The sequence below is a fragment of the Azospirillum fermentarium genome, assembly GCF_025961205.1.
GTDB lineage: Bacteria > Pseudomonadota > Alphaproteobacteria > Azospirillales > Azospirillaceae > Azospirillum > Azospirillum fermentarium.
On the sequence record NZ_JAOQNH010000001.1, the window covers coordinates 1953352 to 1977748 of the forward strand.

The window sequence follows — 24397 nt, forward strand, 5'->3', positions numbered from 1 at the left end:
CGGGAAATGGAGCGGCGGATGGGGTCGCACAAGGGCGGGCGTGCTGGCAAGCCCCTTGACCGGACTGCCACCCATGCGCCGTGCCGTCCGGCCCCGGCGGTGATAGGATCAAGGGCACAATCCCAACGGGAAAGGGGAGGGCGTTTTCATGAAAGTCGGTATCGTCGGCGCGGGCTTTGTCGGGGCCACCGCCGGTTTCGCCATGGTGCTGGGCGGGGCGGCGTCGGAACTGGTGCTGGTGGACGCCAACGCCGCCCTGGCCGAGGCACAGGCGGCGGACATCGCCCACGCCGTGCCCTTCACCCGCGCCGTGGCGGTGCGGGCCGGCGGGTACGGCGATCTGGCCGGGGCCGGGGTGGTGGTTCTGGCCGCGGGCGTGGGGCAGAAGCCGGGCGAAACCCGGCTCCAGCTTCTGGAGCGCAACGCCGCCGTGTTCGCCGATGTGATCGGCAAGGTGCTGGAGGCCGCCCCCGACACCATTCTGGTGGTGGCGACCAACCCGGTGGACGTGATGACCCAGGTGGCGGCGCGGCTGTCGGGCCTGCCGCCCGAACGGGTGATCGGGTCGGGCACCATCCTCGACACCGCGCGGTTCCGCTCGCTGCTGGCGGCCCGGCTGGGGGTGACGCCCAAATCGGTCCACGCCCACGTGGTGGGCGAGCACGGCGATTCGGAGGTGCTGCTGTGGTCCGGCGCCTCCGCCGCCGGCCTGCCGGTGGAGCGTTTCGCCGAACAGACCGGCCAGCCCCTGACGGCGGAGGACCGGGCGGCCATCGACGCCGGTGTGCGCCGCGCCGCCTACCGCATCATCGAGGGCAAGGGGCACACGGCGTTCGGCATCGGCGGCGGCCTGTCCCGTCTGGTGGGGGCCATCGCGCGTGACGAGCGGGCGGTGCTGACCTGCTCGATCCTCACGGCCGAGGTCGCGGGGGTGCGGGAGGTGGCGCTGTCGCTGCCGCGGGTGATCGGGGCGGGCGGCGTGCTGTCCACCCTGCACCCCGACCTGTCGGAGGAGGAGGCCGCCGGGCTGGCCCGCAGCGCCGGCATCCTGAAGAAGGCGGCGGATTCGGTGGAGGCGGTGCTGTAGGGAGGGCGTTTACGCGGCGGTGACCGAGGCGCGCACCACGCCGACCACGGTGCGGCTCAGCGCCTCCACGCTGGCCGCCACCTCGGCGGAGGCATGGCGCACGGCCCCGGCGTGGGCACCGGTGCGCGATGCCTCGTCCGACACGGCGGCGATGCGGGCCGAGACCTCCTGCGCTGCGGCGGCGGTCTGGGCCACGTTGGTGGAGATGGCGCGGGTGGCGGCACTCTGCTCCTCCACCGCCCCGGCGATGGCCGCCGACACCCGGCTGATGGTGGCGATCAGGTCGCCGATGCCGTTCACCTCGTCCACCGCCGAGTGGGTGACACCCTGGATCTCGGCGATCAGGCGGGAAATCTCCTCGGTCGAGCGGGCGGTCTGGGTGGCGAGATTCTTCACCTCGCCGGCCACCACGGCGAAGCCCTTGCCGGCCTCGCCCGCGCGGGCGGCCTCGATGGTGGCGTTCAGCGCCAGCAGGTTGGTCTGTCCGGCGATGTCGGTGATGAGCGCGGCCACGTCGTCGATGCGCGCCACGGCGGCGGACAGGGACGCGATGGTCCCGCGGGCGGCCTCGCTGCGGCTCACGGTGTCGTGGGTCACCCGCTGGGCCTGGGCCACCTGGGCGGCGATTTCGCCGATGGCGGCGGCAAGCTGTTCCGAGGCCGCGGCCACGGCCTGGGCGTTGGCGTGGGCCTGGCCGGCGGCGGCGGCCACGCTGGTGGCGTTGCCGCTGACCGCCTGGGCCGACCGGGTCATGCTGTCGGCATCGCGGGCCATGGCGCCGGTCCGGGCGGCCACCTGTCCGGCGGCGGTGTTGGTTTCCCGCTCCACCGTGTCGGCCATGGTCTTCAGCGCGCGGGCTTTTTCCGCTGCCGCGGCCCCGTCCAGGCGGATGCGCTCGTGGCGCAGCCGTTCCGCCTCCTGGGCATTGCCCCGGAAGACCTCCATCGCCTCGGCCATCCGCCCGATCTCGTCGTGGCGCCCGCGGTCGGGGATGGGGGTGTCGAGCGCGCCGCCGGCCAGGGCGTGCATGGCCGCGGTCATGCGGCGGATGGGACCGGCCACCGCCGCCCCGAGCAGCAGCCCGGCCACCCCCATCATCACCATCACCGCCAGCGCCGTGACGATCATGCGGACGAAGGTGTCATCCCGGCTGGCGTCCATGGCGGCATCCGCCTCGTCGCTCAGGCGGTTCAGCCGGTCCACCGCGCGGGACAGCAGCGGGTCGATGGCGGCGCCGTCGCGGCGCACCTCGTCCTTTTGCGCCGCCAGCCGCAACTGGGCGTCGGCAAAGGCGTCGAACGCCGTCTGGTAGCGGGCGGCCAGATCCGACAGGGCCGCCGCCTCGCCCGGCGGCAGGACACCCCCGGCCAGCCGGTCGCGGAAGGCCGCCACCCGCTGCCCCAGTTGCGCCCGGTACGTGGCTTCCGACCGCAGCATCAGATCCTTTTCATGGCGGCGCATCTGCAGGACCAGCAGCTTCAGCCCCAACAGGCCGCTGTCGGACGGTGCCTGGTCAAGCGCCCCATCCAGCCGCTTTTCCATGTCGTGGACCGCCTGGCGCAGCGTCGCCTGCAGCCCGTCCCGTTCCGTCAGCCCGAGAGCGCGCAGGATTTCCGTCACCGCCACGGCCCGCCGGTCCCATGTGTCGAGCGCGGCAGCGGCGGCGGTGATGTCCGGATCGCCGGGCAGACGCCGCGACAATTCCTCCAGAAGCCGGCGGGCCGCCGCCACCTGTTCGGCCCGCGCGGCCAGCGCCTGGGGATCGCGGGAATCGAAGAAGATGTTGGTTTGCACCTTGGCGTTCAGCACCGCACGCTGGGCATCCACAATGGCATCGGCCGCCGCCGCCTCAGTCCGCATCGTCTGGTAAAGGCGGTCTTGCGTGCTGTTGGCTAACCAGTAAAGAGAAAAAACAATCAGCATTCCAACAATCGAAACGAACGACAAAAGGAAAAGGCGGAAGCGTATCGACAGATTGTTGAGCATGGTGTCTTTCCCCTGGAAGCTTTTTTGACGATTGTGTTACAGTTTTATTTCTGTTTCATGACGTGTTCTTTTGATTTCTATTCTTGTCGAACTTTATGAAAAATCGTCAATTCGTTTTGTGAAAGTGCGACGGTTTTTTCTTGCCGGCGTGTGCCTTGCGCTTGGTCCGGGCGGCGGCCATGATCCCCCCGCAACAGGCGGGGAGAGGGCAGGCGATGGCGGCCGTGGGACAGGCGGGGGGACCGGCGGGGCGCCGGCGTGCCGTGGTGTTCGACCCGTCCGCCGCGGCGGGGCTGGCGGGCTGGGCCGACGCCCTGTACGACGCCGGCCATCCGGGCGCGGCGGCGCGCTGGTACGGGCGGGCGCTGGCCGTTTCCCCTTGCGATGCGGTGACGGCGTTCAACCGGGCGGCGGCGTGGGCCGACGCAGGGGAGGCGGGGACGGCGCTGGCCGGCTTTGCCGCCGTGGCCCGCATGGCGCCGCTGCTGGCGCCGGCCCATGAACGGCTGGCCGGGCTTCGGTTTGCCGTGGGGGATCACGGCGGGGCGGTGCGGGCCTTGCGTCCGCTGCTGGCCCTGGACCCGGCCCACGCCGGGGCGGTAAAGGCGCTGTTCTCCGCCCCCGGCGGCATGGACGGCCCGTGGCTGGCCCGCGCCGCCGCCCTGGCGCCGCTGGATCCCGACGGCCCGCAGGCGCTGGGGGTGGCGCGGCACCGGCGGGGCGACGGGGCGGGGGCGGTGCGCGCCTACCGCGTCGCTCTGGCCGTTGACCCGTCCCGACGGGCGGCGCTGGTCAACGCCGGCCTTGCGCTGTCGGAGAGGGCGCGGGGGGAGGAGGCGTGGCCGCTGCTGCGCCGTGCCCTGCGGCTGGACCCGCTGGACCCGGTGGCGCTGGCCAACGCCGCGGCGGTGCTGCAACGGCTGCGGCGTCCGGCGGACGCGCTGGGTCTGGCCCGCGCCGCGCTGGCGCTGGACCCGGCTGCCTCCCTGAACTGGGCGGGGATGGGATCGGCGCTGCTGGACCGCAGCGCGTTCGACGCGGCGGCGTCGGCGCTGGCGCGCGCCCTGGCGCTCAGCGACGGTGACCGGGTGCGCGATGCCGACACGTGGTCCAACCTGGGCCTCGCCCGCTTTTCCATGGGCGACCAGACGGGGGCGGAATCCGCGTTCCGCCGCGCGCTGGCGCTGGGATCGGGCAACATGGGCGCCCGGTCCAACCTGCTGTTCTGTCTGTGCTTCAACGAGATGATGGACCCGCGCACCCTGGCCGACGAGCATCGGCGGTTCGAGCGTTTCGCGGTCCCCTATCCGGCCCCCGTGCCGTCGTTCGCCGGTCATGACCGCGGCCCGGAGCGGCCGTTGCGCATCGGGTATCTCTCGCCGGATTTCCAGCGCTACCCCGGCCCCGGCTATCATTTCCTGCTGCCGCTGTTCAGCCGGCACGACCACGGCCGTTTTTCCATCACCGCCTATTACAACGACACGGTGGAGGACGGGGCGACGGCGGCGTTCCGCGGGCTGGCCGACCGGTGGCGCCCGGTGGCCGCCCTGTCCGACGGCGAGCTTGAGGAGCGCATCCGCGCCGACGCCATCGACATCCTGGTGGACTGCGACGGCCACATGGCGCGCAACCGCATGGCGCTGTTCACCCGCCGCCCGGCGCCGGTGCAGGTGAGTTTTCCGCTCTATCCCTTTTCCACCGGCCTGTCGGCCATGGATTACCGCTTCACCGATCCCCGCTTCGCCCCCGCCGACCACAACCGTTTTCATACGGAGGCGCTGATCCGCCTGCCGGGAACCGTGCTGTGCTACCGCCCGGCGGAATCACCGTTGGAACCGCCGGCGGACGCGCCGTGGCGGACGGCGGGGGTGTTCACCTTCGCCTCCTTCAACAATCTGGCCAAGCTGAACGAATCGACGCTGGACCTGTGGGCGGCGGTGCTGCGGGCGGCGCCGGGCACACGGCTGATGCTGAAGTGGCGCGGCCTGACCACCGCCGGGGTCAGCCGGCGGGTGCTCGACGCCTTCGCCGCCCGCGGGGTGGGGGCGGAGCGGCTGTCCCTGCGCCCGCCCACCCCCGATGCGTACGAGGATTACCGGCTGGTGGATCTGGCGCTCGACCCGGTGTTCACCAACGGTGGCACCACCACCTGCGATGCCCTGTGGATGGGGGTGCCGGTGCTGTCGCTGGCGGGGGATGCGCCGATTTCCCGCTGGGGGGCGTCGCTGCTGCCGGCGGTGGGGCTGGGGGAACTGGTGGTGGACGACCCGCGGGATTATCGGACGCTGGCGGTGCGGGCGGCCACCGCTCCGGGCTTTCTCGACGGGCTGCGGGCGGGGTTGCGCGGGCGGATGCAGGCATCCCCCCTGATGGACGAGGCCGGGTACACGCGGGCGGTGGAGAACGGATACCGGCAGGCGTGGCGCCGCTGGTGCGCCGGCCAGCCGCCCCAGCCCTTCACGGTGGAGGACCGCTGACCATGACCGCTGCTCCCCCTGTGGGCATTCCCCCCGTGGGCGGTGCCCGCCGCATTCTGGTGGTGAAGCTGGACGCGGCGGGGGATTTCCTGCTGTCCACCCCGTTCCTGCGCGGCCTGCGCGCCGCGGCCCCCGCCGCGCGCATCGTGTTGGCGGTGCGGGACGCGGTGGCCGATCTGGCCGCCCCCTGTCCCCATGTGGACGGGGTGGTGGTGCCGTCTCTCATCGACGGGCCGGGGCGCGCGCGGCTGGACGTGCGCGGCGTCACCCCCAACGGGCGGGCGCTGTTCGCCGAGGGCTTCCGCGGCGGGTTCGACCGGGTGATCGTCGCCCGCTACGACTGCGACACCCACGGGGCGGCGACCCTGGCGTCCCAGGTGCCGGCCAGGGTGCGCGTGGGCTTCGGCGAGGCGGTCACCCCATGGAAGGCGGACATGAACGCCGGCTTCGACCGTGCCCTGACCCACGTCCTCGGCCCCCTGCCGGGGCTGCACGAGGTGGAACGGCTCCTCTCTCTGCTGCACGCCGTGGGCGGGGCGGCGGACGGCACCCACACCGAACTCTATCTGACCCAGGGCGACGTGGACGCGGCGGCGGCCCTGATGGCCCCGCTGGGGGATGGGCCGGTTCTGGCGGTGGCTCCCGGTGCGGCCAGTGCCCGCCGGGTCTATCCCGCCCCCTCCTTGGCGGCGGTGGCCGCCGCTCTGTCACGCCGCATGGGGGCCGGCATCGCCGTGATCGGCGGGCCGGAGGACGGGGAGGCGGCGCGGGTGCTGGTCCATGCCGTCCCCGGCCCGGTGGTGGATCTGACCGGGCGCACGGCGGTGCGCACGGCGGCGGCGGTGATCGCGCGGGCCGAGGCGCTGCTGGCCATGGATTCGGCCCCGGCCCACATGGCGGCGGCCTGCGGCACCCCGGTGGCGGTGTTCTCCTGCCATCCCGACGGCGGCGATCCCGAGCATTTCCACGCGCCTGAACGCTTCCGCCCCTGGACCCCGCGGGCGCTGGTGCTGCGCCCGCCGCGGGGGCGGGACGGGTGTTCGGCGTCGTGCACGGCGGCGGACGCTCATTGCATCGCCACCATCCATGCCGCCGATGCCTATGACCGGATCGCCGGTTTCCTTGGGCTTGGCTGACGGGTATTCTCCGCCCGCATCACGGGTGGGGGGCTTATGAGCGGCGGTGACGTGCGGCTGGGGTTGACGGCGGTGGTGGTGGCGGTGGCGGGCACGGTCCCCCGCGTGGTCACCGTGCGCAGCGGCTTCGCCGTGCCCGAAAGCCACCGCCGCCCCGACGATCCCCCGGTCCACCGCGACGCGCTGCCCGGTGCCCCGTTCGAAGCGGACCGCTTCCGCACCCTGCAGGAGGGGCTGCGCGCGGTGGCGGAGGGGCTGACCGGGCTGGCGCTGCGCTATGTGGAGCAGCTCTACACCTTCGGCGACCGCCACCGCGACCCGCACGAACTGTTCGGCGGTGCCCGGTCGGTGGTGGTGGGGTATCTGGCGCTGGTGCGCGACGGGCCGCTGGCGGGCGGGGCGGCGTGGACCGGCCTCTACGATTGCTTTCCCTGGGAGGATTGGCGCGATGAACGCCCGGCGGTGATCGACGGCGTGATCCGCCCGGCGCTGGAACGCTGGATCAAGGCCGCCGCCGATGACGACACCCGCGCCCGCCGGGCCGAGCGCGCCGGGCTGGCCTTCGCCCTCGACGATGCCGCGGCGTGGGATATGGAGCGGGTGCTGGAGCGTTACGAACTGCTGTACGAAGCCGGGCTGGTGGTGGAATCCTTCCGCGACCGCGCCCTGGAACGCCGTGCCGCGGCGGGGGAAGGGGAGGCATCCGTCCCCGCGGCCCCCGCCCAGATGCCGCGGGCGCTGGGCCGCCCCATGGCCCGCGACGGGCGCCGCATCCTGGCGACCGCCCTGGAACGGCTGCGCGGCAAGCTGAAGTACCGCCCCATCGTGTACGAGCTGCTGCCCCCCGCCTTCACCCTGTTCCAGCTTCAGCAGGTGGTGGAGGCGCTGAGCGGCACCCGTCTGCACAAGCAGAACTTCCGCCGGCTCATCATTTCCGGCGGGCTGGTGGAGGCGACGGGGCAGTTCGAGAGCCAGACCGGCGGGCGCCCGGCGGAACTCTACCGCTACCGCCGCGCCGCCATCCACGAACGCACCAGCGCGCGGGCGATTCCGACGGTCGAGGGATGATCATACCGGCCGCGCCCGCCGTTCGAGGGAAAAGGATTATTCCGCAATCACGACGCGGTTGCGGCCCTGGCGTTTGGCCTCGTACAGGGCGGCGTCGGCGCGGCGCACCGTGTGCTCGTAGTCGGGGTGACCGTCGTGCAGCGCCACGCCGATGGACGCGGTGATGCGCAGCGGCTGTCCGGCCAGGGAGAACACATGGTCTTCCACGATGGTGCGCAGCCGTTCGGCCTTCACCGCGGCGGATGCGGTGTCCATCTCGGTCAGCAGGATCAGGAATTCCTCGCCGCCGTAGCGGAAGACGAAATCGCCGGCCCGCACGTTGCTGTGCAGCAGCTCGGCCATGGCGGTCAGCACGCCGTCGCCGGCCTGATGCCCGTGGGTGTCGTTGATGGCCTTGAAATGATCGGCGTCGATCAGCAGCACGGCAAACGGCTTGCCGTGGCGCAGGCTGATGTTCACCTCCCGCTGGAAGATGGTGGGCATGAACCGGCGGGTCAGCAGCCGGGTCAGCGGGTCGCGGCCCCCTTCGATCTCCAGTGCCTTGTCGATCACCGCTCCCAGCAGATAGGCCATCTGGGTCACGTCGTCGTTCAGGGCGCGGACGAAGGCGGCGGCATCCGCCATGGCCGTGGTGTTCTGCAAGGTGGCGGCGATGGTGCGGGTGCGTACGCGGATGGCGTCCAGCTCGGCCACCCGGCCAAAGGTCAATTCCGCCTTGTGGTTCAGCCACAGGCCGAAGTCGCTGGCCTCGATGGAGGGAATGGCGGCGCCGTTGCCGGTGTAGATCGCCACCACCGTGTTGCGCAGCCAGTCGAAGAGGGAGGATTTCAGCCGTTCCCCCTCCAGCGCCAGATTCTGGCCGCTCATGAACATCTTCAGCGACTGCTGCTGGCGGACGTTGCCCAGAAGATCGCCCAGATACGCCTCGTGCATGTTGTCCAGCACGGTATCCAGCAGCTCGCTGACGAACAGGATCGCCTGGGCCGTCATCTCCCGGCTGAGGGGGGAGGCCAGGATGCGGCGGGACAATTCCTTCTTGATGATGCGCATCCCGGCGTTGACCAGGGTCAGCGGGATGTTGATGCGTGCGTGGATCAGCCCGACCTGATAGTTCTGCTCCAGGATGGCGTCGATGGTGGCGCGTTCGCCGTCACGGAACATGGCGCGGATCCACCGCGCCAGCGATGGCCGCAGACGTTCGTGCACCAGCGCATGATTGAGGAAAGCGTTGGCGTCCGGCTGCTGCATCAGCACGGTATAGAACAGATCGGCGATATCGTCGGCGGCCTCGCCGGCGATGCGGATGGCCGCCTCCACCGCCTCCCCATCGGTTTCGACCCAAAGGGAAACCAGGGTTTCGGCGAGAATGGCGGCTTTCCGGTCCTGTTTGGTGTCCATGGTCCTTGGCAAGACAAGAGAAAACGGTATCTGGCGTTGGCTTCGTGTCCAGACCGTCCGGCCCGCTGACAGCGGGGCTCACTCTATCTTCCCGCAGGGGCAGGTGGAAGCGATTACGTCCGTATTGTGAAAGAAACGTTTGCGGGGGCGCAAGGTTGCTGTTGCGTGGGGTGCCCGTCGTTTCTTACCCTCTCGGCTGGCATGGTTGATATCCGGTTAGGGAAGGCGTTCGGCGCATGACACCACAGGATTGCCCCGGTCCCGCGGGTCAGGATCGTGTTCCGCCCCGCGGCCTGACGGGGTGGGCGACCGATATGGCCTGGCGGTCGCTGGCGTCGGTTCCCTTCCTGATGGTGGCGTCGGGTATCGCCTTTATCCTGGTCGTCAATGCGCTCATCGGGTACGGCATCTGGCAGAACCGCCGGGATGCGCTGGACGCCGCCCAGCACAATCTGGAGCAGTCGGCCCGCATGCTGGATGAGCAGGTCGTCCACGCGATCGAGGCCGCCGACTGGCTGTTCGCCGACATCGACGCCATGATGGTGATGGGGGGCGAGATCGTGAACGATCCCCGCACCGCGGCCAGCGTCTTCCGGTACCTGCGCCTGCGGCGGGAGGCGTTTCCGCCGGTCGCCGACATTCTGGTGGCTGGGCCGGACGGGCGGGTGCGCTATTCCGCATCCGGCAACCGCCCGGTGGATTTCGACCTCCACGACCGCCCCTATTTCACGGTTCACCGTGACCGGGTGGACGCCGGGCTGTACGTGGGGACTCCCCTGGCCGGATGGTCGCACGCCAAATCGCCGGTCGTGCCCATCAGCCGGCGCCTGACCCTGGCCGACGGCGGCTTCGGCGGGGTGATGGTGATCCTGCTCAGCCCGTCGGCGCTGGATTCCGCCTTTGCCGCCGCGCGCATCAAGCGGGGAGGTTCGGCCCTGCTGGCATTGGAAGCCCCCGGCGGCGACGGCCAAAGCATGGTGCTGACCAACCAGTACGCCGTCGATGCGCTGGTGGGGGCGTCCTTGTCCGACTGGCCGGCACTGAACGCGGCGCTGGGCCGTGCGCAGGCGGGAACACGCGTCTTGGAATCCGTCGGCGGCATCGATTATCTGGTCAGTTTCCGCCGCACCGCCCGTTACCCCTTCATCCTGGTGACCACCCAGCCCCAATCCGACGCCCTGGCCGACTGGCGCCGCGACACGGCGGCGTGGTCGTTCGTCGGGCTGGCCATGACCAGCGCCATTGCCGTGCTGACGTGGTTCGTGGTGCGTCAGCATCGGCGCCGCGAGCAGGATCAGGAGAAGCTGGCCCAGGCGTCCCGGCGCATCCGCGGCATCCTGGAATCCATGATGGATGCGGTGATCACCATCGATTCCCATGGCCGGATCGAGACCTTCAACCGCGCTGCCGAGGTGATGTTCGGCTACCGCGAGGCCGAAGCGGTGGGGCAGAGCATCGACATGCTGATCCCCGAACCCTTCCGTCTGGATCATGGGCGGTGGCTGGAGGAATACCGGCCCGGCCGCGGGTCGCGGATCATCGGCAACGACCGCGAGGTCATGGCCCAGCGCCGCGACGGTGCGGTGTTTCCGATGAATCTGGCGGTCAGCGAACTGGTGCTGAACCAGGGCGACGCCGACCGGCGCCTGTTCGTCGGCGTCATCCGCGACATCACCATCCGCAAGCAGAAGGAGGCGGAGGTGCTGGCCGCCAAGAGCCAGGCGGAAATGGCCAACCGGGCCAAGAGCGAGTTTCTGGCCAACATGAGCCACGAGCTGCGCACGCCGCTGAACGCCATCATCGGTTTTTCCGAAATCCTGGATTCCGAATTCTTCGGCAAGCTGAACGAGCGGCAGAAGGCGTGCGCCAAGGACATCTATGACAGCGGGCGGCATCTGCTGGATATCGTCAACGCCGTGCTCGACATGTCGAAGATCGAGGCCGGGCGCTATGAGCTGACCGAGGAACTGTTTGACCCGTCGGAAGCGCTGACCCAGTGCCTGACCATGGTGCGGGAGCGGGCGGCGGATGCCAAGGTGGAGCTTCTGCACGCGCTGAACATCGCCCATCCGTCGATCTGGGCCGACCGGCGGGCGTTCAAGCAGGTGATCTTGAACCTGCTGTCCAACGCCGTGAAGTTCACGCCCAAGGGCGGGCGGGTGACGCTGGACGCGCTGGTGGACGAGGACGGGTGTCTGGTGGTGTCGGTGAGCGACACCGGCATCGGCATTCCCGCCGATTTCATGGCCCACCTGTTCGAGCCGTTCCGTCAGGCGGACAATTCCACCAGCCGCCGTTACGAAGGCACCGGGCTGGGCCTGTCCATCTCCAAGAATTTCATGGAACTGCACGGCGGCACGCTGGCCTGCGCCAGCGAGGTTGGGGTGGGCACCACCATGACCGCCCGTCTGCCGGCATCCCGCGTGATGTCGGGCGACCCCCGCGCGGCTCTGGCGGCGCTGGGCATGGGGTAGGGTCTTAGAGTCCTTCAGGTGCTTATTGAAGCACCTGAAGGACTCTAAGCTTTCGGTTTTCCCGTGTGATTCACGCTTCAAACGATTCCGTTTGAACCGATCACACTCTAATCGAAACAGGGCAGGGTCTGCCTCATCATCGACATTCCAGGGACTCATGCCGCCGCTGAACGCGGCTCATCCCTGGATTCCCGCTTTCGCGAAAATGACGGTAAATTCTTTTCATCAATAAGCTGATCATGGAAAAGCCGGGTTCCAAGGGCCTTGCGGGCCCTTGGCCGGGGATGGCGAAGGGGCTGGAGGCCCCCTTCGCGGGCGCCCGAGGGCGCCCCGCTCCGTCTTGCGTTTACGCCGCGGCACTTCCGCCGCGCGGACGCCCGCCACCCTGGAAGCGCCGGGGGGCGTTGCCGCCGCCGCCGTTGCCGCCGCCGGCACGGCGCATCGGCTGCGACCCGTCGTTGGCCGGGGCCGGCGCCGGGGCGTGGCGGGCATGGCTCTTGCCCTCGTGGGGCTTGCCGCCGGTGTGGGAGTTGTGGGACTGACCCATGCGGGCCGGGGCGCCGCCCTGGTTGGCGCTGGGGCCGTGACCATTCCCGTGACCGTTGCCGGGGCCGGGGCGGCCCTGGCGCTTGGGCGGGGCCGGGGGCTTGGCCTTGCCGGCGCGGATGCGGTTGTGGATGTCGGCGATGTTGGCCGCGTGGTAGCGGTGGCCGGCGTCGATCTCCACCGTGCGGCAGATGGTCTTTTCGATGGCCTTCAGATACGCCAGCTCTTCGATGTCGCAGAACGACAGGGCGATGCCGTCGGTGCCGGCGCGGGCCGTGCGGCCGATGCGGTGCACGTAGCTTTCCGGCTCGTTGGGCAGGTCGAAGTTGATGACGTGGGTGATGCGGTCGATGTCGATGCCGCGGGCGGCGATGTCGGTCGCCACCAGGGCACGCAGACGCCCGGTGCGGAATTCGTCCAGCGCCTTCTGCCGCGCGGTCTGCGATTTGTTGCCGTGCAGCGCTTCCGCCGTCACGCCGGCTTTGCGCAGGTGCTCGGCCACGCGGTCGGCGCCGTGCTTGGTGCGGGCGAACACGATGGTGCGCTCGATGCTGTTGTCCTGCATCAGATCGACCAGCAGATTGCGCTTGTCGCCGCGGTCAACGAACAGCACGCGCTGGTCGATGCGGTCCACGGTGGACGACTGGGGCGCCACTTCCACGCGCGCCACGTCGGGGCGCAGGATGCTGCCGGCCAGTTCGGCCACGGCGTCGGGCATGGTGGCGGAGAACAGCAGCGTCTGCCGTTCCTTCGGCAGGGCCGCCACCACCTTGCGCACGTCGCGGAAGAAGCCCATGTCGAGCATCCGGTCCGCTTCGTCGAGCACGAAGATTTCCACGCCGTCCAGCTTGGCATGGCCCTGGGCCATCAGGTCGAGCAGACGGCCGGGGGTGGCGATCAGCACCTCGGTCCCGCGCGCGATGGCCTTCACCTGCGGCATCTGGCCGACGCCGCCGTGGATGACGGTGCGGCGCAGCGGCAGGTGGGCACCGTAAACGGTAAAGCCGTCCCCGATCTGCACGGCCAGTTCGCGGGTGGGGGTCAGGATCAGGGCGCGCGCGGTCTTGGCAGGGGTGCGCACGCGGTTCTGGAAGAGGCGCTGAAGGATGGGCAGGGCAAAGGCCGCAGTTTTGCCGGTACCCGTCTGGGCAAGACCCAGAACGTCCCGGCCTTCCAGGGTCAGCGGAATGGTGCCGGCCTGGATGGGGGTCGCCTGGGTGTATCCCTCGGCCGTAACGGCGCGCAGCAGCGGCTCGATGAGGCCGAGGTTGGTGAAGTCGGTCATAGAATCGTTTTTCCCGGAGTGATAGCCGCCGTCCCGGCAGTAGGCCGGGCACTTCATTCACCAAAGGCGGCAGATCCAAACCGGCGCCGGGCACAAAAACGACAGCCCGGCCAGCCCCCAGTAAACGCGGCAGCCTTCACATAAGGGCAAGCGGGCCGGCTGGCAAGCCTCAAGGGGCGTTCAACCCCTGCCTGCCGGCGCGGCCCTGCCTTGCGTTGCCTGTTCGGCGTCGTGACGGGCGGGTTCAATCAACCCTTGGTGATGACGCCGCAGCCCACCCGGTCCCCGGAGTTGCCGGCGGGCTGGGAGGTGTAGTCGTCGGGACCGGCGTGCACGACGAAGCTGGTGCCGCCCGGCTTGAACACGCTGTCGGGGCCGTCGCCCAGCGTGACCAGATGGGTGATGGCCTCCACCCCCGCCTTGCCGCCGGCGTCGGCGATGATGTTGGGCAGGTCGCCCGAATGGATCGGGGATTCCACCAGCCCGTGCTTGCCGTTGCCGGGGTTGAAGTGGCCGCCCGCCGCCGAAAAGTCGGGGGAGCAGGTGCCGTTGGCATGGATGTGGATGGCGTGCGGGCCGGGTGTCAGCCCGCTGAGCTGGCCGCGCAGCACCACGCCGTGGGGGTATTGGGTCAGGGTGACGGTGCCGAGATCCTTGCCGTCCGGCCCCTTCACGGCGGCCGTGGCGGTGGGCATGGCGGTCTGGGCCGACACGGTGCCGGCGGTCAGGGCCGCCACGGCGAGCGCGGAGCCGAGGATCAGGCGGGCGGTGGTGCGGAGGTGGCGCATCGGAACGGTTTCCCCTGTTCGGTTTTGCTTTGCCGGCCATCAGGCCACCCCGCCGACCGCCCGTCAACGCCCCCGGACGATGTAGCCGGAAGCGCCGAGGGGGCGCGGCCTATCCGCGGATGCCGCCGAGGAAGCGTTCCACCTGCTGCTCCAGAGACTGGGAGTCCTTGCGCACGTCGCCGGCCCGCTGGGACACCAGCGAGCACAGGTCGCCGATACCGCCGACGGTGGTGGAAATCCCCTGGATGGCGGCGGACACGCGCGCGGTGCCGTCGGCGGCCTCCTGCGTGTTGCGGGCGATCTCCTGGGTGGCGGCGGCCTGTTCCTCCACCGCCGCGGCGATGGTGGCGGAGGTTTCGTTGATCCGCTTCACCGTCACCACCACGCTGCCGATGGCGGTGGTGGCCGAGCGGGTGTCGGTGCGGATCTGGTCCACCAGGGTCGAGATGTCGCCGGTGGCCTTGGCCGTCTGGTTGGCCAGCGTCTTCACCTCCTGCGCCACCACGGCGAAGCCCTTGCCCGCTTCGCCCGCGCGGGCCGCCTCGATGGTCGCGTTCAGCGCCAGGAGGTTGGTTTGTGCCGCGATGTCGGAAATCAGGCTGACCACGGTGCCGATCTGGTCGGCGTTCTGGTTCAGCGCCTCCACCACGCGGTCGGTGTTCTCGGCCTCCGTCGCGGCCTGACGCGCGATATCGGCGGATTCGGCGATGCGGGCGGCGATTTCGGCGATGGAGGCGCGCAGTTCCTCCGCCGCACCGGCCACGGTCTGCACGTTGTGGGATGCCTGTTCGGCGGCCCGTGCGCCGGCCCCGGTCTCGCTGGTGGCGCGGCCGGTCTCGTCGGCCATGCGGCGGGCGCTGTCGGCCATGGTCTCGGCTTCCGCCGACATGTTGCGGATCAGGGCGCCGACCTGGCGTTCGAAGCCGTCGGCCATGGTGATGCGCGACTGGCGTTCCCGTTCCGCCTGTTCGGCATCGCGGTTGGCCTGATCGCTGCGGATCCGCTCGGCATCGGCCAGGCCGTCGCGCACGGTTTCCACCGAACGGGCCATGTTGCCGATCTCGTCGGCGCGCTCCCGGTGGGGGACGGTGACCGACAGGTCGCGGTGGGACAGGCGGGCCATGGTGTCGATCAGGGCGCTGATCGGGCGGGTGATGCTCACCCCCATCCACCAGAAGGCGGCGGCCCCCAGCGCCAGCAGCACGGCGGCCACGGCGGAAAGCTGCATCACCGCCTGCTGCACCGGTTCTTCCACCGTGGCCATCGGCACGGCGGCGATGACGGTCCACGGCGCCTTGGCCTGGGCGAAGGGCACGGAGACGGCGGTGATCAGCGACGGCACGCCGTTGAAGGTGCCGGTGCGGTTGACGGCCCGGCCCTTGGCAGCGCCCGCCTCGCGGGTCAGGGCGCGGACCAGCTCGTCATCCGCCGGCTTGCCCAGCCGGGCGGCGTCGGGGTGGGCCACCCACGCGCCGTTGTCGCTGACCAGCGACACCCACCCGGTGTCCAGCGGGCGCAGGGCCGACAGGCTGTTCTGCAAGGTGGTCAGCGCCGTGTCGGCGGTGGCGATGCCGATGGCCTTTCCCTTGCCGTCGCGCAAGGGAATGCTGGACGTGATCATCATCACGTCCACACCCTCTACCGGATAGACGTAGGGAGAGGTCAGGACCGGCGCGTTGCGGCGCAGGGGATCGGTGTACCACGTGTCGATCCCGGCCTCGGACGTCATGGTCAGCACCTCGATGCCGACGCCGCCGTTGTTGGGTTTGTGGTAGAAATAGGGGACGAAGCGGCCGGCGGCGTCGGCGCCGGCGGTGCCGACATGGGCGCTGTCCGCCCCTTCCACGCTGTTGGGTTCGAACGCCGCGGTGATGCCCACCAGTTCGGGCAGGGCGGCGATCATGCCGGTGATCTGCTGGGTGATCTGGCCGCGGGTCATGGTGCCGGCCTTCAGCCCGTCGCTGAGATACCCCGCGACCACCCGCGACACCAGCGCACCCTTGCCCACCTCGCCCTCGACCAGGCGGGCGGCCATGCGGGCGGTTTCCTCGGCGGTGCGGACCGATTGCGCCTCGATCCCCCCGGCGACGAAGCGGGCGGCGGTGGCCATCAGGGCGGCTACAACCAAAACGAAAATCCCGATGCCGGTTCCCAGCAGTCGGGCGCGAATGGACGTGCGGAATAAGGAAAGCATGGCAGGTTGCTCCGGCAACGAACAGCGCGGCGATCTTACTACCATCACATGACAGTGGTATTACCAATCGCCAGTATCATCACGTATGACGCTATGGTTACCAGCAAAATATATTACGATTCCTTTTGCAAGCCGTTTCGCGTGAATATTTCTTTCTTAATCGCTTTATTGAACGATGGTGCCTTTTCTTGATTATCAACGCCACTGACGACATACTTTCCGGTTATCAGATCATGAGCGATTTCCAACGTCGGGGTGAAGCACGGCACCTGGGTCGCCTGGATGCAATGGGCCTCGGCATAGCGGACCAGGGTGCCCTTGCCGTCGTAATGCTCGGCCATCAGGATCTGCCATGAATCCTCGTCCAGGTAATAGACCCGGCGGGCGAAGGCATGGCGGGATCCGGGGCGGCGTGCCGCTTCCACCACCCACACCCGGTGCAGCTCGTAGCGCAGGAAGTTGGGCGCCAGATGCCCCGGCCACAGCAGGTCGTCCGGCCCCAGAACTGGCGTGTCCAGACGGTAGGCGTTGTAGGGGACGTACATTTCCCGCTTGCCCGCCAGGGTGAAGACGAAACGGTCCATGGTGCCGCTGAACATGTCCATCATGTCGGCGGTGCGCACCCCCCCGGTGGCCGGGTCGGGCCGGTCGTAGGAGAAATCCGACGCCGGAATCACCCGCGGCTTGCCGGGGGCGCGGTACCAGAATTGCGGCGGTGCGGCGATGGGGTCGATGGACCGCCACAGGGCCAGCGCCTCGCCCGCCCTGTCCGACGGCGGCAGCACGGTGCGGCGGGTCATCAGCGCGATGGCGCCGTCCTCCCCCCTGGCATAGGGCGACAGCATGTCGCGGCGGTAGCGGGTGACGGTGCGCTGGCCCGACGGATCGACGACGAACACGCCGTCGGTGGCGCGCATGCTTTCGCCGCGCCAGCGCAGCACATGGTTCCACATGGCCTCGTCCCCCGTCTTCGGCAGGGGAAAGGGCACGCCGATCCTGGCCCCGTGGACCGCCAGCCCGTTGGATTCGTTGCGGGCGGTGGCGGTGTTGGCGACGGTGGCATCATAGACGCGCTGGGGATACGCGGCGGTGCGCCGCGTGGGGAACATGGGCAGCAGGAAGCTGTTGGGATACGCCTTCAGCAATGCCACGCTGCCCGCCGACAGCCGCCGGGCATAGCGGTCGATCTCGGCGGCGGTGACGGTGAACCACCGCCCGTCCTCGATCAGCGGGTCGGGATGCGGCTGCCCCTCGGTATAGCCGGGGACGGGCGTGGACAGGCCGCCGGTCCATTCGGGAATGGTTTCGCGGCTGTTGGCGGCCCGCTCCGCACCCATGGGCGTCAGGCCGGCGGGCCACGCCTGCTCCTGCGCCCGCACTGTGGCGGGCAGCAGGGGAAGCAGCAGGGCCGAGCCGGCGGCGGCGAGCAGATGGCGGCGGGCCGGGCCGGATGGGGGGTTCCCGGTCATGGCAGCAGTCCTCCTTCGTCGCGCAGCCGCTCCATGTCGGCCAGGGACCGGGCGGTCAGGGCGGCCTGCGCCTCGATCCGCGGCCAGTCGGCACGGGGGGCTGCGGTTTCCAGGGTGCGGGCGGATTCCGCCAGCGCCAGCGCCCCGGCGATGCGGGCGGAACCCTTCAGGTTGTGGGCGCCGCTCTGCACGGCACGGGCATCGCGGCGGGACACCGCGGCGCGGATGTCGGCCAGGATACCACAGCCGACAGTGATGAACTCGTCCAGCATCTCGCGGATCAGCGCCGGGTCGCCGCCGCACAGGGCGTGCAGCGGCCCCGGATCGAAGGCCGGGGGGGCGCCGAAATCCTCGGTCACGGGCGGCGGGTCGGACGCGGGCAGGCGGGCCGGGCGCCCGCCCCGGCCGGGCGGCAGCCGCGGCTCCAGCATGCCGGCCAGCGCCGTCAGGGTCAGCGGCTTGGGCAGCCACCCGTCCATTCCCGCCTGCCGGTACAGCCCGCCCTGGCCATCCGCCGCGTCGGCGGTGATGGCGATGATGGGCAGGCGGCGGGCCGGGGTGCCGTTGCGCTCCGCCTCCTGCTCCAGGGCGCGGATGCGGCGGGTCAGCGCGAACCCGTCCAGCCCCGGCATGTGGCAGTCGGTGAGCAGGGCGCCATAGGGGCGCTCGGCCACCGCGGCCAGCGCCTCGAACCCGTCGGCGGCCAGATGCACGGCATAGCCCAGGGAATTGAGCTGGCGCAGGATGACCTTGCGGTTGATGGGGTTGTCCTCGGCCACCAGGATCAGCCGGCCCTCGGCCTGCGCCTCGTCCTCGGACGGGGGGATCAGGGGGCCGGCGGCGCAGGGGGACAGGGCCGGGGGCGGCGGCGGTTCCGGGACCGGCCGTCCGGCGGCGGCGGCCACCGCGCGGACCAGGGCGGCGCGGCGCATGGGGCGGATCACCACCGGGCCGGGGTGGTGATGGGCCTCGGCCTCGGCGTTGGCGATGCGGACCACCGGCACGGCGGCGGTGAGCGGGACGGGCAGGGGGAGCGGCGGGCTCGGCCCGTCGGTGACCATCACGTCGGTCATCTCCTCCCCGCCGGGAGGCAGGGCGGCGCCGGCCGCGGACAGATAGGCCAGCGCCGCCTGCCGCTCCGGTCCGGGGGGCAGGCGCACGCGCACGGCCAGCCCGTCCAGGCGGGCACCGTCGTCCCCGCCGGGGCGGGCCGGCGTGCGTGCGATGCCGAAGGGCAGGTCGAGCCAGAAGGTGGACCCCGCCCCCTCCACGCTGTCCACGCCGATGTCGCCCCCCATCAGGGCGGCCAGCCGGCGGCAGATGGACAGCCCCAGCCCGGTGCCGCCGAACCGCCGGGTGATGGTGCTTTCCGCCTGGCTGAACGGCAGGAACAGCCGCGTCCGCGCGGCATCGCCGATGCCGATGCCGGTGTCCGAGACCTCCACCCGCACCCGCACCCAGCCGTCGGCGCGGGTGCGCAGGTGGGCCGACATGACCACCCGCCCGCGTTCGGTGAACTTCACCGCGTTGCCGCCCAGGTTGAACAGGATCTGGCGCAGCCGCACCGGGTCGGCGAACAGTTCGGCGGGGATGGCGGGATCGACCAGGGTCACCAGCTCCAGCCCCTTGCGCCGGGCCATCGGCGCCAGGGTTTCCGCCACCCCCTCCACCACCGCGGTCAGGGACACCGGCTCAAGCTCCAGGTCCATCTTGCCGGCTTCGATCTTCGAGAAATCCAGGATGTCGTCGATGATGCGCAGGAGTGCGGTGGCGGATTCGCGCATGGTGTCCACGGCTTCCGCCTGTCCGCCGTCCAGGCGGGTGTGCTCCAGCAGCTCCAGCATACCCAGCACCCCGTTCATCGGCGTGCGGATCTCGTGGCTCATGGTCGCCAGGAACGCCGATTTGGCGGAGGCCGCCTGTTCGGCCTGTTCCTTGGCGATGTGCATCTGGCGCTCGGTTTCCTTGCGCCGGGTGATGTCGGTGACCCAGGCGATGTAGCAGGGCCGCCCGTCCAGATCGGCCCGCCCCCCCGACACCAGCGCCCAGAAGCTGCCGCCGCCGGGCCGCTTCACCGGGATTTCCGCATCGCGCACCGCCGCCCCGCGCAGCAGCGGGCGGATGGCCCCGTCGCGGCTCCCGCCGTCGGGAAAGAGGGCGGAGGCGGGATAGCCCTCCAGCGCATCCCGCGGGGTGCCGAGAAGCTCGCACAGGCGGCTGTTGGCGAAGATCAGCCGGGCGTCGGTGGAAAAGCCGCACACGCCCACGGGTGCCGATTCCAGCAGGCGGCGCAGGCTTTCGCGGCTGGCCGACAGCTCGCGGGTGCGGGCGTCCACCCGCGCCTCCACCGCCGCAAGCTGCTCGTACCCGCGCAGGGCCGCGATCAGGGCGGTGAACAGCGCGTCCGACGACAGCCCGGCCTTGTCCCGGTAATCGTTGATGTCATGGTTCAGGATCACGTCGCGGGGCGGGGCCTGGCCCGGCTGGCCGGTGCGCAGGATGATGCGGATGTGGCTGTTGCCCAGCGTCTCGCGCACCCAGCGCACCAGATCCAGCCCGGCGTTCTCCCCCTCCATCACCACGTCCAGCAGCGCCACGGCGATGGAGCCGCCGGGGCCGTTCTCCGCCCGGTCGGCGGCCAGGATGGCGCGGGCCTCCTGGGCGGAAAAGGCGGGGATGAAGGCCAGCCGCCGCCCCCGGAACCGCACGTCGCCCAGCAGCAGCGTGGTCATGGCGTGGACGTCCGGCTCGTCGTCGGCCACCAGAACGGTCCAGGGGGGCAGGGCGTCGGCGGCGCCCTCGTCCTCGGCGGCGAACAGGAGGCCGCCGTCGGCGTCCAGGGCGTCGGCATCGCTGTCGGTCGCGCGGGTCATGCGGGGAGAGGCTCCGGCTGGCGGGAAACGGCGTCGAGCACCGGGGCGGTGCGGGGCAGGCGCAGGGTGAATGTGGTTCCCCCGCCGGGGGGGCTGTCAACGGTGATGCGCCCGCCCAGCGTCTGCGTGACCAGATTGAAGACGATGTGAAGCCCCAGCCCCGATCCCCCTTCGCCCCGGCGGGTGGTGAAGAAGGGGTCGAAGACACGGGCGAGATGGGCCGGGGGAATGCCGCGGCCGTTGTCGTGGAAACGGATCTCCACCTCGTCCCCCGCCAGGGCGGCGACGTGGATGGCCAGCCGTTCCGGCTCTCCCGGCCCGCCGGGGCCGAAGGCGTGCACGTCGGCGTTCATCACGATGTTGGTCACGATCTGCGACAGGGCGCCGGGGAAGCTGTCCATGGCCACCGGGTCGGCGGCGGGGCCGTCCACCGCCACGCGGGACCGCAGATGGTGCAGCGACGGGTCCAGCGACGCCGCCACCTCGGTCAGGTAGGGGACGAGGGCGAAGCGGCGGCGGTCCTGGCTGGTCTGGTCCACCGCCACCCGCTTGAAGCTCTGGATCAGGCCGGCGGCCCGTTCCAGGTTCTGGCGGATCAGGCGGGCCGCGTTTCCGGCATCGTGAAGGAAGCTTTCCAGCGTGGACCTCTTCAGCCCCCCGGCGGCCAGCGCGTCGGTGACGGTGCCGGCCTGCCCCTCCAGATGGGTGGAGCAGCCATAGGCCACCCCCACCGGGGTGTTGATTTCGTGCGCGATGCCGGCCACCAGCAGGGCGAGGGATGCCATCTTTTCCGCCTGGACCAGACTGGCCTGGGTGTCCTTCAGATTGGCGTAGGCTTCCTCCAGCGCCAGCATGGTGTCGAAGATTTCCTCGGCCTTGCGGGCCTCTTCGGTCACGTCGCGGAAGGTGCGGACGAAACCGCCCCCGGCCAGCGGGGTGGACCGCACCTCCACCACGGCGCCGTTGCGGCAGCGGCGCTTGAACGCCATGGGCTGGCGGGTGCCCTCGGGCCATTCGTCCAGGTGCAGGTCGGGGTCGCCGGCGTCGTCGGCGAATTCGCCGTTGTCCTGCTGGCGGCGGATGACCTCGGCATAGGTGGGGCCGGCGGCCAGGAAATCGGCGGGCACGTTCAGCAGGTCGGCGGCCCGGCGGTTGGACATCACCACCCGCAGGCCCGCGTCGGCCATGACGATGCCCTGTTCCACGTTGTCGAGCGTGATCTGCAGCGTGGTGTGCTCCCGTTCCAGCGCCTGTTCGGCACGGACCCGTTCGGTCACGTCCGACACGGTGCCGGTCAGGCGGTGGGCGATGCCGTCGGCGCCGCGCACGGCGGTCGCCCGCTCCTCCAGCCACAGCCACGCGCCGTCGGACCGGCGGACGCGGTAGGTGACGGCCAGCGACTCGGTTTCGCCCAGGATATGCCGTTCGGTGGCGCGCAGCACCTCCGGCGCATCGCCGGGGTGGATCAGGGCGGCGCGGCTGGCCGGGGTCATGGGCAGGTCTTCGGGCGTCATGCCCAGCAGCCGGGGGAATTCCGGGGACCACCAGCACCGCCCGGTGATCAGGTCGTGGTCCCACACCGCCGAGCGGGTGGCGCCGATGGCCAGCGTCAGCCGCTCCTGGCTCTGGCGCAGTGCCTCCTCCTCCGCGTGCAGCCGGGCGAGGGTGGCGTTGTAGGCGGCGACCACCCGGCCCAGTTCGTCGGCCGATTCCCAGGCCACCGGGCGCCCGGCGCCGCCGGGCTGCATAGCTTCGATCATGCGCCGGAGCGGGCGGGCGATGCTGATGCGGTGGGCGGCCAGCGCCGTCGCCACCGTGCCGCCCAGAATCAGCCCCAGAAGCACCAGCGCCCCGTGAACGCCCGACCGGATGCGCTCGTCCACCGCCGCCATGGACACGCCCAGCGTGAGCGTGCCCCCCGGCGGCAGCGGCACCCGAACCCGTTCCAGCCGTCCGCCCGCGGGGCAGCCGCCGGGGGGCCAGGCCAGGGCGGGGGCGCCGCCGCCGGTTTCGGCGCACGGGGTGTCGGGGTGGGCGGCGATGGCCTGAAGGATGGTGCGCGCCGCCCCGTGGTCCGCCCGGTCCAGCACCGCGGCCAGGACGGCGGCGTGGCTTTCGGCCACCACGGCCATGCGCCGGGTCTGGTCCTCCGTCAGGGTGCGGTGCCTGAGCACGAAGAAGCCGGCGGAAAAGGCCAGCGACCCCAGCAGCAGCACGGGCACCAGCACCGCCAGGAACTTTCCCGACACCGACGGTATCCGGTGCCACGCCGCGGCACCCGGCAGGTTGATCGCCATCGCCTTCCCATCCCCGATACCGGCCGTGCCCGGCCATGGACACCACTGGGCACTCTTTTACCGCGGTGCGGTCGCCGCCGTCCATCCGGGGGTGTTTCATGACGTTTCTGTGATGCTTGTGAAAAGCATCATGGTTCCGTTACAGTCGCCGCCACAATGACACGGGCCGCCTCGTCACGCGGCGGGCATGGTTCTTCCTGCGCTGCTTTTGGCCGTGCATCCGGGTGTATTGCGTTTTTATGTCACCATGATTGGGAACAAGGGCGCTTATGCAGTTCGATTCGCACATCGATAACAATGGCCTGACGCTGCGCCTGCACGGACGGCTGGAGTTCACCGACCACGAGCGCCTGCGCGAAATGGTGGCGCAGATGAGCCGGATGGAGAAGGGGGCGCGCTTCACCATCGACGCCAGCCAGTTGGAGTTCATCGATTCCGCCGGCCTGGGCATGCTGCTGATCCTGCAGGAAGAGGCGCAGGACCGTCAACTGACCCTTGTCATCCGCGGGGTGAAGGGCGGGGTGCGCCGGTCCATCGAACTGGCCCGGATCGACGAGTTGATGACCGTCGAGCCGTGACCGCCGGCCCGTCCTCCGCGTCCCTGCCCGGCGGTGCCGTCCGGTGCGGGGCCGTGCCTCCGGCGCTTGCGGCGCGTGCCGCCGGCGCATCCGCGGCCCCGCATGGCAGGGGCGCTCATTGGTCTGCCGCTCTGGTGGGCGGCAGCCTGGACCGCGACGGGCTGACCTGTCTGCTGGCCGGGGAGGCCGCGTTCGTGGTCGAGACGGACGAGGGCGCGCCGCCCGAGCCCGCTCACGGCTGGGTGCCGGTGGCGGTGCCGCGGGCCCTGTTCGCCCTGTCCCTGTCCACCCGGCTGGCGTGGGCGGCGCAGCCGGCGGCGGCGGTGTGCGATGCGCTGCTGCGGCTGGGCGTGCTGGACAAGGCGTCGCGCGGCACGGTGGAATTGTGCCTGCACGAGGCGGTGGCCAACGCCATCGTCCACGGCAACCTGGGCATCGCCAGCGCCGCCAAGAATCACCCGGAGGGGTACGAGACCTTTGGCCGGCTGCTGGCCGAACGGCTGGCCGACCCGGACCGCCGCCGGCTGCGGCTGGACATCGTGGCGCGCTGGGACGGCGGGTGCCTGGACATCCTGGTGGCGGACGAGGGGGCGGGGTTCGACCGGGCGCTGCTGCCGCTGGAGGCGGACGGGAATTCCCGGTCGGGCCGCGGCTTCGTCTTCATGCGGGCGCTGGCGGCGGCGGTGGATGTGACCGACGGCGGACGCTGCACGCGTCTGCGTTTTCCTCTGGCCTGACAGG

Annotated in this window: 15 protein-coding genes; 7 read left to right on the forward strand and 8 right to left on the reverse strand. The window is 70.7% G+C overall.

Annotation, left to right across the window (positions count from 1 at the left end):
• Positions 1–148: 148 nt before the first annotated feature.
• Positions 149–1087, forward strand: coding sequence for an L-lactate dehydrogenase (locus M2352_RS09340; RefSeq protein WP_264664219.1), 939 nt, complete (start codon positions 149–151; stop codon positions 1085–1087).
• Between the two features lie 9 nt (positions 1088–1096).
• Here the strand turns inward: M2352_RS09340 and M2352_RS09345 are convergent, their stop codons facing one another.
• A complete protein-coding gene (locus M2352_RS09345; protein WP_264664220.1) occupies positions 1097–2914 on the reverse strand; it encodes a methyl-accepting chemotaxis protein in 1818 nt (605 codons plus the stop codon).
• 374 nt (positions 2915–3288) lie between these two features.
• Here M2352_RS09345 and M2352_RS09350 point away from each other — a divergent pair, with 374 nt between their 5' ends.
• From M2352_RS09350 to M2352_RS09360, 3 genes are read left to right on the forward strand one after another with little or no spacing between them, the layout of a single operon-like run.
• Positions 3289–5550 carry an O-linked N-acetylglucosamine transferase, SPINDLY family protein gene (locus tag M2352_RS09350; RefSeq protein WP_264664221.1) on the forward strand — a complete coding sequence of 754 codons (2262 nt, stop codon included), beginning with the start codon at positions 3289–3291 and terminating at the stop codon, positions 5548–5550.
• Positions 5551–5552: 2 nt separating this feature from the next.
• Positions 5553–6686, forward strand: a complete 1134-nt coding sequence (locus tag M2352_RS09355) for a glycosyltransferase family 9 protein (RefSeq protein ID WP_264664222.1) — start codon at positions 5553–5555, stop codon at positions 6684–6686.
• A 36-nt stretch (positions 6687–6722) separates the two neighbouring features.
• Positions 6723–7754 carry an NUDIX hydrolase gene (locus M2352_RS09360; protein WP_264664223.1) on the forward strand — a complete coding sequence of 344 codons (1032 nt, stop codon included), beginning with the start codon at positions 6723–6725 and terminating at the stop codon, positions 7752–7754.
• Positions 7755–7790: 36 nt separating this feature from the next.
• On the opposite strand, the gene M2352_RS09365 is transcribed toward M2352_RS09360, so the two are convergent.
• Positions 7791–9152: a GGDEF domain-containing protein gene (locus M2352_RS09365; protein WP_264664224.1), complete on the reverse strand. Its 1362-nt coding sequence runs from the start codon at positions 9150–9152 to the stop codon at positions 7791–7793.
• A 236-nt stretch (positions 9153–9388) separates the two neighbouring features.
• Here M2352_RS09365 and M2352_RS09370 point away from each other — a divergent pair, with 236 nt between their 5' ends.
• Positions 9389–11626 carry an ATP-binding protein gene (locus M2352_RS09370; RefSeq protein WP_264664225.1) on the forward strand — a complete coding sequence of 746 codons (2238 nt, stop codon included), beginning with the start codon at positions 9389–9391 and terminating at the stop codon, positions 11624–11626.
• A gap of 346 nt (positions 11627–11972) precedes the next feature.
• On the opposite strand, the gene M2352_RS09375 is transcribed toward M2352_RS09370, so the two are convergent.
• From M2352_RS09375 to M2352_RS09400, 6 genes are all read right to left on the reverse strand, one after another.
• Positions 11973–13457, reverse strand: coding sequence for a DEAD/DEAH box helicase (locus M2352_RS09375; protein WP_264664226.1), 1485 nt, complete (start codon positions 13455–13457; stop codon positions 11973–11975).
• Between the two features lie 248 nt (positions 13458–13705).
• Positions 13706–14245 (reverse strand): superoxide dismutase family protein, encoded by a 540-nt coding sequence (locus M2352_RS09380; protein ID WP_264664227.1) that lies wholly within the window; start codon positions 14243–14245, stop codon positions 13706–13708.
• 109 nt (positions 14246–14354) lie between these two features.
• Positions 14355–16373 (reverse strand): methyl-accepting chemotaxis protein, encoded by a 2019-nt coding sequence (locus M2352_RS09385; protein ID WP_264664228.1) that lies wholly within the window; start codon positions 16371–16373, stop codon positions 14355–14357.
• A 179-nt stretch (positions 16374–16552) separates the two neighbouring features.
• Entirely contained in the window at positions 16553–17908 is a 1356-nt protein-coding gene (locus tag M2352_RS09390) for a DUF1329 domain-containing protein (RefSeq protein ID WP_264664229.1), read from the reverse strand.
• Positions 17905–20781: a hybrid sensor histidine kinase/response regulator gene (locus M2352_RS09395; RefSeq protein ID WP_264664230.1), complete on the reverse strand. Its 2877-nt coding sequence runs from the start codon at positions 20779–20781 to the stop codon at positions 17905–17907. The genes M2352_RS09390 and M2352_RS09395 overlap by 4 nt, the downstream gene beginning before the upstream one ends.
• Positions 20778–23078 (reverse strand): PAS domain-containing sensor histidine kinase, encoded by a 2301-nt coding sequence (locus tag M2352_RS09400; RefSeq protein ID WP_264664231.1) that lies wholly within the window; start codon positions 23076–23078, stop codon positions 20778–20780. The genes M2352_RS09395 and M2352_RS09400 overlap by 4 nt, the downstream gene beginning before the upstream one ends.
• A 269-nt stretch (positions 23079–23347) precedes the next feature.
• Here M2352_RS09400 and M2352_RS09405 point away from each other — a divergent pair, with 269 nt between their 5' ends.
• Together M2352_RS09405 and M2352_RS09410 are read left to right on the forward strand one after the other, a co-directional pair.
• Entirely contained in the window at positions 23348–23656 is a 309-nt protein-coding gene (locus tag M2352_RS09405; RefSeq protein ID WP_264664232.1) for an STAS domain-containing protein, read from the forward strand.
• A 134-nt stretch (positions 23657–23790) separates the two neighbouring features.
• Complete coding sequence (locus M2352_RS09410) at positions 23791–24393, forward strand: ATP-binding protein (protein ID WP_264664233.1); 603 nt, start codon at positions 23791–23793, stop codon at positions 24391–24393.
• The last annotated feature ends 4 nt before the right edge of the window (positions 24394–24397 follow it).